This is a genomic window from bacterium (genome assembly GCA_018830565.1).
GTDB lineage: Bacteria > UBA9089 > JAHJRX01 > JAHJRX01 > JAHJRX01 > JAHJRX01.
This window is the reverse complement of the sequence record JAHJRX010000009.1, coordinates 1-9120: the sequence shown is the minus strand read 5'-3', so window position 1 is coordinate 9120 and position 9120 is coordinate 1. Positions and strand designations below refer to the sequence as shown.

Annotated in this window: 11 protein-coding genes; 8 read left to right on the top strand and 3 right to left on the bottom strand. The window is 34.3% G+C overall.

All coding sequences use genetic code 11. The features are described 5' to 3' along the window. Positions 1 to 177: 177 nt before the first annotated feature. From KJ849_00760 to KJ849_00750, 3 genes are all read right to left on the bottom strand, one after another. Positions 178 to 1896, bottom strand: coding sequence for a ferrous iron transporter B (locus tag KJ849_00760; GenBank protein ID MBU2599104.1), 1719 nt, complete (start codon positions 1894 to 1896; stop codon positions 178 to 180). A gap of 30 nt (positions 1897 to 1926) precedes the next feature. Continuing rightward, positions 1927 to 2178 (bottom strand): ferrous iron transport protein A, encoded by a 252-nt coding sequence (locus KJ849_00755; protein ID MBU2599103.1) that lies wholly within the window; start codon positions 2176 to 2178, stop codon positions 1927 to 1929. A 162-nt stretch (positions 2179 to 2340) separates the two neighbouring features. Then, positions 2341 to 2775: a transcriptional repressor gene (locus tag KJ849_00750; GenBank protein MBU2599102.1), complete on the bottom strand. Its 435-nt coding sequence runs from the start codon at positions 2773 to 2775 to the stop codon at positions 2341 to 2343. Between the two features lie 202 nt (positions 2776 to 2977). On the opposite strand from KJ849_00750, the gene KJ849_00745 reads away from it, so the two are divergent. The 8 genes from KJ849_00745 to KJ849_00710 form a co-directional block, all read left to right on the top strand. After that, on the top strand, positions 2978 to 3445 hold the full coding sequence (locus KJ849_00745) for an NUDIX hydrolase (GenBank protein MBU2599101.1): 468 nt from the start codon (positions 2978 to 2980) through the stop codon (positions 3443 to 3445). Continuing rightward, positions 3432 to 4286: a shikimate dehydrogenase gene (locus KJ849_00740; protein ID MBU2599100.1), complete on the top strand. Its 855-nt coding sequence runs from the start codon at positions 3432 to 3434 to the stop codon at positions 4284 to 4286. Before KJ849_00745 ends, KJ849_00740 begins: the two co-directional genes overlap by 14 nt. A gap of 27 nt (positions 4287 to 4313) precedes the next feature. Beyond that, positions 4314 to 5126, top strand: coding sequence for a prepilin peptidase (locus KJ849_00735; protein ID MBU2599099.1), 813 nt, complete (start codon positions 4314 to 4316; stop codon positions 5124 to 5126). A gap of 1 nt (position 5127) precedes the next feature. After that, positions 5128 to 6333, top strand: coding sequence for a chorismate synthase (aroC, locus tag KJ849_00730; protein ID MBU2599098.1), 1206 nt, complete (start codon positions 5128 to 5130; stop codon positions 6331 to 6333). A gap of 64 nt (positions 6334 to 6397) precedes the next feature. Then, on the top strand, positions 6398 to 7780 hold the full coding sequence (pseG, locus tag KJ849_00725) for a UDP-2,4-diacetamido-2,4,6-trideoxy-beta-L-altropyranose hydrolase (GenBank protein ID MBU2599097.1): 1383 nt from the start codon (positions 6398 to 6400) through the stop codon (positions 7778 to 7780). Further along, the gene (locus KJ849_00720; protein MBU2599096.1) at positions 7777 to 8172 is read left to right on the top strand and encodes a HEPN domain-containing protein; all 396 of its coding nucleotides are present in this window, start codon (positions 7777 to 7779) and stop codon (positions 8170 to 8172) included. The genes pseG and KJ849_00720 overlap by 4 nt, the downstream gene beginning before the upstream one ends. A gap of 265 nt (positions 8173 to 8437) precedes the next feature. Beyond that, the gene (locus KJ849_00715) at positions 8438 to 8821 is read left to right on the top strand and encodes a nucleotidyltransferase domain-containing protein (GenBank protein MBU2599095.1); all 384 of its coding nucleotides are present in this window, start codon (positions 8438 to 8440) and stop codon (positions 8819 to 8821) included. Further along, a partial coding sequence (locus KJ849_00710; GenBank protein MBU2599094.1) for a nucleotidyltransferase substrate binding protein occupies positions 8749 to 9120 on the top strand: 372 nt, incomplete at its 3' end. The genes KJ849_00715 and KJ849_00710, both read left to right, overlap by 73 nt.

Sequence of the window (9120 nt, the reverse complement as noted above, 5' to 3'; positions counted from 1 at the left end):
CTTGCCCACTCTTTTTTGCTCATTTCGAAAATGTCCTTTTCTTCCATTTCTCCCTCCTTTTTTGAGGGATATTTTACATCCTTAAACAGGACATTTTCATTTTGCCAGATTAGGACATTTTCATTTTGGTATTACAATAAAAAACAGCAATTGAGGTAATGGGTTAGTCATTTACCTCTACTTTTCTAACACCAGATTAAGTATTCCTCCTACTAATAAAGTAAAAATAAACATAATTCCCATAATTTTAAGCATAGCCTTTATCCCCAACTCTTTAATCAAGACCGTAAAGGTGGCTAAACAAGGAAAATACATAGACAAAACCACACAAGCAACAATCATTTGGTGAAAAGTCAAATTGAGGGGGACGAGCATACCAACAGCAATATCCTTACGCAAGAAACCAATTAATAATCCCCCCACAACCTCTTTGGGTAAACCAAAAAGACCTGAAATGACAGGTGCCGTAAAGTTCCCGATAAGGTTGATTATTCCCAGGTTATACAAAATATTAGCGATAAGCACACCACCCAATACCCAGGGAGTTGCCTCTTTTATAAACCAAACCATCCTCATCCAAACCTTTTTTATTATCCCTTTGAAGTAAGGAAGACGGTAAGGTGGTATTTCAAGGAAAATCTCCATAGATTCGCCCTTCATTATCCGGTTAAGCAATACCCCCAGGGCAATCCAGACCGCAAATAAGGTGCCAAAAACTATCCCCAGCCCTTTACAGCCATATTTTCCCACCAATCCAATGATCATAGCCGTTTTAGCCATACAGGGAACAGCTATGGCTATCATGCTAGCGGCAATAAATTTTTCTCGGTTTGCTTCCATGATTCTCAAAGACAGCGCCCCTGGAACATTGCAACCCAGGCTAAGTAACATAGGGATGATACCCATACCATGCAGACCCAATCTATGCATAATGCTATCAACCAATATAGCTAATCTCGGCAAATAGCCTGAGTCTTCTAAAATAGAAATGACTACGTAAAAGGCAAAAACATAAGGAAATACTGCCCCAAATTCAACATAAAGCCCAGTGGTAAGTAAACCAAATGAGCCTCCAAAGTCTATCTTGCCATCAACTAATTCCCCAATCAGGAGATGATGAATAATTCCGCCTCCACCTAATAAACTAGAAAACCTAAGCATTAATGGGGCCCAAAAATCATTAAATAAAGGATTAAGTAAATAATTTATTAATCCCTCCCCGATTAATCGTATTACCTGAAAGGTAACCAGAAGAATAATCAAAGCAACAGGAATACCCGTGACTGGGGAAATAGTGGCATCGGCTAATACTTCCATCAATGTATGATGGTGATGACTAAATGTTTCTACTTTATCTACAATTTTACCAACTTCATGCCATTTTTCTTCTTCTTCATACTCATAATTTCCTATCTTAGCTTCTTTTATTCTAGATACAAGTTCGCTAATTCCTTCACCTGTTATGGCACAAACAAGAACACAAGGAACACCTAAAATATCTTCTAATTTTCTGACATCAATTTTTATTCCCGTATGCTTTGCCTCATCCCAAAAATTTAAAGCAATCATCATAGGTATCTTCTTTTTGAGTAATTGCAGAGTAAGATTAAGACTTCTTTCTAAATTTGTACTATTTACTACATTGATTACCAGATCGCCTTCTTTGAGCATTTCGCAAGTTACTTCCTCGGCTTTAGAAAGAGGTTCTAAATGATATGTCCCCGGTACATCAATAACTTCAAAATCTTTTCCTTCAAAGTGCATCTTTCCTTTAGTAAATTCTACCGTCGTTCCTGGATAATTAGCCACCACCACATTAATTCCCGTAAGCCTTGAAAAAAGTGCACTTTTGCCTACATTAGGATTACCCATTAAAAGAATTTGCAAACCATCCATCTTAATTTTCTCTTTTCTTTACTACTTTTCTTACTGCTTTTCCTTTTCTGCTTTTACGATGATCTTACTTGCCATGCCAAACCCAATAGCCACTTGACTTTTACCTACTTCCACTATTATAGGACCACGCATCACTTGTTGGTTTTTCTTTTTAAATTTTACTCCTTTGAAGATTCCTAACATAGAGAGCTTAAGGCAAAGTCGTTGGCTACCAAGAATTTTTATTACTTCTCCAGCTTGGCTTACTGGCATCTTACTTAAAGTTACTTCTTTATCTTCCATTAATTTACCTTTCTCAGGTTACCCTATAAATATCTATAGTAATTATTAACGAAAACTAGACATAGGAAATAATACCGAGCAATAAAAGATAAACTTGTTTGTCCTCAAATTAATTTGCTCTATGTCAAATTTTCATTAATAAGTGCTATAAAATTAGGTAGTTTATTTTTTACATAATTCACATAGGCCATTTATCTTTAAAAAGTGACTTTGGGTAGAAAATTTATTTTCCAAAGCAATTTGTTCCTGAATCTTTTCAATTTCTTCATTACAAAACTCCACTACTTTTCCACATTGAACGCAAATTAGATGATCATGGTGAATATGGTTATACTTATGTTCATACTTGGTAATAGCTCTTTCTAATTTTAGTTCTTTAGCTAAATTACACTCACATAAAAGTTTAAGCGTTCGATAGATAGTGATAAAGCTTATCGAGGGGTCTTTCTGTTTTACTAAATTATATAAAGATTCTACATCTACATGATCTTCTATTTCTAAGAAAGTATTTAAGATTATCTCTCTCTGGGGAGTCTTACGTAATCCTTCTTTTTTTATATAGCTTCCTAAAATTAGATGTTCATCTTTAGGTTTCACGAGATCACCCTTATTATTGAAATTAAATTTCAATAATATCCTCAACCTTGATCTTTTGTCAACCATTTTTTTGCTTGAGATTATCATCTCAAAATGTTATAGTTTATTATAATAAGGAAAAGGAAGATGTTGAATTTTTGTGGCCAGGTAGATATAAGGCAACCTTTTAATTAAATCAATTTAAATCAATGGTTTAAAATAAATGGATCAACCTGATATTAGGATTGGAGTAGTGATTATCAAAGAGAGCAAGATTTTACTGATAAGATCTAATTATAGTAATCACTGGTTTTTACCTGGGGGAAATCTCAAGCATGGTGAAAGCATTATAGAAATTGCTCAAAGAAAAGTTTGGGAAGAAACAAATTTAAAAGTAAGTCTCCAGCGAGTTCTGATGATTAATGAGTCTATTTCTTCTGATAAACATCGCCATACTATCAACATTTATTTTTTAGGGGAAATACTTCAGGAAGAGCCTAAAATAAAAAGAGAAAAATTAATTCAAGATTGCAAATTTTTAACCTTAGAAGAGATAGAAAAGATAGAAATTTATCCCAATATAAAAAAAGAGATCAAAGAGATGATCCAGAATGAAATTTATGTCCAAGCAAGATATCGAGGAAACATATTCGAGAAAACTTGTAGAAATAAAAGAGATGATTACCGCTAAAACTTTACTTTTAGGTTTGATAGGATACCCAGTCAGCCATAGTCTTTCGCCCGTGATGCATAATGCTGCTTTTAAAAAATTAGGATTAGACTATATCTACTTAGTCTTTCCTGTGAAGAGTAATAAGGATTTAAAAAGAGCCATAGAAGGGTTAAGGGCAATAAATTTTAAAGGAGCAAATGTCACTATCCCTTATAAAGAAGAAGTGATAAAATACTTAGATGAAATTTCTAAAGAAGCAAAATTAATAGGAGCAGTAAATACTATAGAAAATATCGAAGGCAAGTTATACGGCTATAATACCGATAGCTTTGGTTTTATTAAATCTTTAAAAGAAGAGATCAATACATCTCTTAAAGATAAAAAGGTATTTATCTTAGGGGCAGGAGGGGCAGCTAAAGCAGTAGCTTTTTCTTTGGTCTTTGAAGGGGTAAGTGAGATTATTTTTGCTGACAAATTTAAAGAAAAAGCAGTAAGTTTAAGTAAATACATGAAGAAAAAAACTAATGGTAAATACTTAGCGATAAACTTAGAAGATGTAAAATTAGGTAAAAAGATAAACCTGGCTGATCTTATTATTAATGCCACTTCGGTGGGAATGAAAGAAGAAGATCCTTTGCCTCTAGAGGTGAAATATTTAAGAAAAGATCAAATTATTTATGATTTAGTTTACAATCCTTCTCAGACATTGCTTTTAAAAGAAGGAGAAAAGTTAAATCTTAAGGTAATCAGTGGTTTAGGGATGCTTCTTTATCAAGGTGCTAAGAGTTTTGAGATTTGGACGAAAGTAAAAGCTCCTATCGAAGTAATGAAGAGATCCTTAATAGAAAATTTAGATTAAAAATTATCCTCTGGGAGAGGAGATAAAATGGTCACCTTAGAAGAGGTAATAGTAGTTATTTTTGGGTTAATGATAGGAAGCTTTTTAAATGTCTGTATTTATAGAATACCTTTAGATTTATCTATTATCCTGCCTTGCTCCTTTTGTCCTCACTGTAAAACAATAATCAAGCCTTGGGAAAATATCCCTGTTTTAAGCTATATCTTCTTAAAAGGAAAATGTCGTCATTGCCAAAAAAAAATCTCTCTTCGTTATCCTTTAGTCGAAACTTTAACCGCAGCGATGTTTTTATTAGTTTGGTTTAATTTTTGGACTACTTTAAATTCTGGTTTAAACTTTGATTTAAATTTAGATAAGATAATCTTAAATTTAATCTTTGTTAGTGTCTTAATTGTCATTACTTTTATAGACATCGACCACCTCTTAATCCATGATAAGATTATTTATCCAGCCATGGCAATTGGAGTAATATGCCAACTAATCTTTAATCAACCATCTCTCCTTAATAATTTTATCCAAGTAGTTTTAGGAATATTAGTAGGAGGAGGAATAATTTATCTATTTGCCTTATTAGGAAGGTTAGTTTTTAGACGAGAAGCAATGGGTGGCGGAGATATAAAGTTAGGAACTTTAATTGGAATTTATTTGGACTGGAAGATGTCTTTGCTTTCCGTATTCTTAGCCTGCATTGTTGGTAGTGGAATAAGTCTGGCCTTAATGGGGTTAAAGAAGAAAAAGAAGACTGATTATATTGCTTTTGGTCCTTTCTTGGCTTTAGGAGCAGTGATTTCTCTTTTTTGGGGAAAGAGAATATTAAGTTGGTATCTGGGCAGGTGGTAAGATGTTAAGCTTTTTAACCGCTGGTGAATCTCACGGTAAGCAATTAACTGTAATTATAGAAGGAGTTCCGGCTGGTCTGAAGATAAATAAAGATAAGATTAACCAATCTTTAAAAGAGAGACAGAGAGGTTTTGGTCGAGGAGAAAGGATGAAGATTGAGGAAGATGAGGTTATTATTACCTCAGGAATTAGAGCAGGAATGACCCTCGGTAGCCCCATTACGATGATCATTGAAAATAAGGATTGGGGAAATTGGGTAGAGGTAATGTCTCCTGAAATAGCTGAAGTAGTACTTGAAAAGGTAGAAGAGCGAAAAGTTTTAAGTCCCCGTCCCGGCCATGCTGATTTACCAGGAGCAATAAAATATCATCATCAAGATATTAGAAATGTCTTAGAGAGAGCTAGTGCCAGAGAGACCGCAATTAGAGTGGCGGCAGGAGCTCTTCTATCTCAATTATTAGAAGAATTTGGAATTGAGCTTATTAGCTATGTGGTTCAAGTAGGAGATATTAAAGCTAAGATAGAAAAGGATTTAAGCTTCGACCAAATTAAAGATAAGATAAACTTATCTAAGCTTCGTTGTTTAGACGAAAAAGCTGAAGAAGCTATGATTGTTAAGATAAAAGAAGCCATGGAGACAGGAGACACCTTAGGAGGAATCTTTGAAGTTAAGGCTTTTGGGGTGCCTGTGGGCTTAGGAAGCTATACCCAGTGGGATAAAAGATTAAATGCCAGGTTGGCTTTTGCTTTAATGAGTATTCCAGCCGTTAAAGGAGTAGAGATAGGTATGGGATTTAAAGGAGTTGATAAGCTTGGCTCCGTAGTCCATGATGAAATATTTTTTGACCAAAGACTTGGATTTTATAGAAAGACTAACCAGGCAGGAGGAATTGAAGGAGGAATTTCTAATGGTGAAGATATTATTCTTAGAGCAGCAGTAAAACCTATACCTACTTTAAGAAAAGGTCTTTCTTCGGTAAATATTTTAAGCAAGGAAGAGCAAAGATCTGCTTACGAAAGATCTGATGTTTGTGTTTTACCAGCTGCTTCGGTGGTAGGTCTTTCTATGGTAGCCATTGAGTTAGCCAGGGCTTTTTTAGAAAAGTTTGGTGGTGATCATCTCCAAGAAATAAAGAAAAACCATCGAAATTATCAGCAGTCTTGTCGCCTTGCTTTTGAACAAGGCGACAAGACTGCTGATACCTAAGCAAACTTGAGTGGGCGCTGTCAAAAACGGTTGATGTAGTAAACCTTGAATTAAAAGGGAAGGAATGAAGAGACGAATTGTATTCCGGGTTGATGGAGGGGGAAGTATTGGTTTAGGACACATAATGCGTTGTTTAAACCTGGCTGAGGGGTTAAAAGAAAAAGGTATGCAGTGTATATTTATTACCAAGGATATCGATCCAGAGGCAGGAAAGAGGATTGTTGACAGTGGCCATTTGGTAGAGAGATTGCCTGCAGAGATAGATTTAGAAGAGGATCTCAAGTTGACCGTCAATTTGATTAAAAAATATCAACTTGATTTAGTGGTCACTGATTCTTATGATATTAATGAGATTTATCTCAAACGAATAAAGGATTTAAATATACCCTTGATGAGCCTTGATGACCTTGCGAATATGCATCTTTTCTCTGACATAGTTCTTAATCAAAACATCGGAGTTAAAGTTAGTGATTATTCCAGAGAAAGATATACAAAGCTATTGTTGGGACCAAAATATGTCCTTCTAAGAAAAGAGGTTAGAGATAGACATTGCTTTAGGAGAGAGATAAAAGAGGTAGCAAAGAATATTTTAGTTACCCTTGGTGGAACTGATCCGAATAATCAGACCTTGAAAGTGGTTAAGGCTCTCAAAGGTATCAAGAATAATATTAAGATTACAGTGGTTATAGGGCCCAGCTACCTATACGAAGAGATTCTTAGGAAAGAGATTGAAACAGATAGCCGGTTTATCCTTACGAGAAATCTAAAAGATATTCTTGGCTTGATGGAGAAAGCAGATATTGCTATCAGTGGAGGTGGAAGTACCTGCTATGAACTGGCCTACCTTGGAGTACCTAATATCATCATAGTCCTTTCTGATAATCAGAGAAAAAATGCTGATAGCTTAGATAATTATGGTACCTCTCTTAATTTGGGTTGGTTTGAAGAAGTTACAGAAGATAAGATTAAAGAGACAATAAAAGATTTGATTAAAGCCAGAGAGAAACGCAAAGGAATGAGCAGGAAAGGCAGAGAGTTGGTTGATGGAAGAGGGGTAGAGAGGGTGGTAGAGGAGATTTTGGTTCAGTTAAAATGGAATAACATATCTGCCCCAAAGGTACGTTTTAATAGCAAAGAAAAAAAGGTGATAAGAGTTTTTGCTGAGCGAATAAAAAATAATATAGGGGATAATATAACTTCATTAGGGCTCTTTGGGTCAAAAGCCAGAGGTGATTTTCAAGAAGATTCTGATATCGATATTCTCATTGTACTTAAAGAGAAATCTCTTGAGTCAAAGAAGAGGATATTCGATATTATGTTTGAAGTAGACCCTTACTATGACTTAAAAATCTCCCCAAGAATTATGTCCTTGTATGAATATCAGAAAAATAAAGATATGGGTTCACCTTTTATCAAACGTCTTGAAAAAGAAGGGATAAAATTATGAGAAATGAACTTGCTAAATACCGGTTAGAAAATGCCAAAGAAAAACTCATTTCAGCGAAATTGCTCTATGAGAATAAACAGTATAAAGATTCAATCTCTCGGTCTTACTATGCTATGTTTTCTGCAGCCAAAGCTCTGTTGGCAGTAAAAGAAGTTAATAGTAGTAAACATTCCGGTGTTATCTCTCTATTTAATCAACATTTTGTAAAGACGAGCATAGTGGGTAAAAATATGGGCAGGATATTGGCTGAAGCTAAGGAAATGAGGGAAGATAGCGATTATGAAGACTTTGTTGTTATCTCAGATGAAGAGGTAGAAAATCAGATCAAAGATGCTGAAATTTTCATCGGAGAAGTGGAGGAGGTTTTAGAAGGGGTAGATGAAGAAGATTAAAATAAGAAGTAGGTTAATAGGTGATGGTGAACCTTGTTTTATCATTGTTGTCGAGGCAGAGAGGAGATAGAGAGGGTAAGCCAGAAAGATAAATATATAGTGGTGGAGTTATATCGTAGTGAAGAAGAGAAGGTAAATATGATGTATTGGTATTGACAGGAGAGTGCTTTTTTCTGTCAAGGAATGGGAGTGGATTTACAAAGAGTGTGGATATACTGGAGACTACTCGTTTATTTACTTCGAATAGGAAACACAAGCCAAATTTATGAATGATTTTAATTATAAAAATGGTAGTAGGAAGGATATTAAAGAAGAGATTATAAGGATACTGGACAAATATCTTAGCAATAATTATTTGCTGATTATTTTTGGTTCTTTTGTGAGAAATGAAATGATCAGGAGTTCGGATATAGACCTAGCAGTATATAGAAATGAAAAGATACCAACAAAAACAATAGTGGAAGCTAAAGAGGAATTAAAAATGAAAACTCACACTTTAAGAGATATAGATTTAATTAATTTAACCAAAGATGTTAATGTAGATTTGTTAAAAAAAATTTTAGAAGAGGGAGTAATATGGAAGGAAACAAAAAATTCCAAAGGGCTTTTGAAAAATTTGAAAAAGCGTTTAATAAGTACAAAGAAGTAGTCGGCTCTCCACAGCTTTTTAATTTTTTGAATGAAGAGTTAATTGTAGAAATCAGTACCAATCGATTTGAATATACATTTGAAATTTTATGGAAGACATTGAAAGAGTATTTAAAATTAGAAGGAATAGATTGTTCAACTCCATTAAGATGTTTTAATGAGGCATTTAAGGCAGGTCTTATCAACGAGAAATATGAAGGTATATTTATTGATATGATAGAGAAAAGGAATGAAATAGTCCATATATATGATCTTGACCAGGCAAAAAGTATCTACGGATTTATAAAGAGTGATGAAGTG

What these genes read in the sequence shown, in the direction of transcription:
- KJ849_00720 (MBU2599096.1), top strand. Translation starts at nt 7,777, where the DNA reads ATGAGAAATGAACTTGCTAAATACCGGTTAGAAAATGCCAAAGAAAAA.
- KJ849_00740 (MBU2599100.1), top strand. Translation starts at nt 3,432, where the DNA reads ATGATTACCGCTAAAACTTTACTTTTAGGTTTGATAGGATACCCAGTC.
- KJ849_00735 (MBU2599099.1), top strand. Translation starts at nt 4,314, where the DNA reads ATGGTCACCTTAGAAGAGGTAATAGTAGTTATTTTTGGGTTAATGATA.
- KJ849_00760 (MBU2599104.1), bottom strand. Translation starts at nt 1,896, where the DNA reads ATGGATGGTTTGCAAATTCTTTTAATGGGTAATCCTAATGTAGGCAAA.
- KJ849_00755 (MBU2599103.1), bottom strand. Translation starts at nt 2,178, where the DNA reads ATGGAAGATAAAGAAGTAACTTTAAGTAAGATGCCAGTAAGCCAAGCT.
- pseG (MBU2599097.1), top strand. Translation starts at nt 6,398, where the DNA reads ATGAAGAGACGAATTGTATTCCGGGTTGATGGAGGGGGAAGTATTGGT.
- KJ849_00715 (MBU2599095.1), top strand. Translation starts at nt 8,438, where the DNA reads ATGAATGATTTTAATTATAAAAATGGTAGTAGGAAGGATATTAAAGAA.
- aroC (MBU2599098.1), top strand. Translation starts at nt 5,128, where the DNA reads ATGTTAAGCTTTTTAACCGCTGGTGAATCTCACGGTAAGCAATTAACT.
- KJ849_00745 (MBU2599101.1), top strand. Translation starts at nt 2,978, where the DNA reads ATGGATCAACCTGATATTAGGATTGGAGTAGTGATTATCAAAGAGAGC.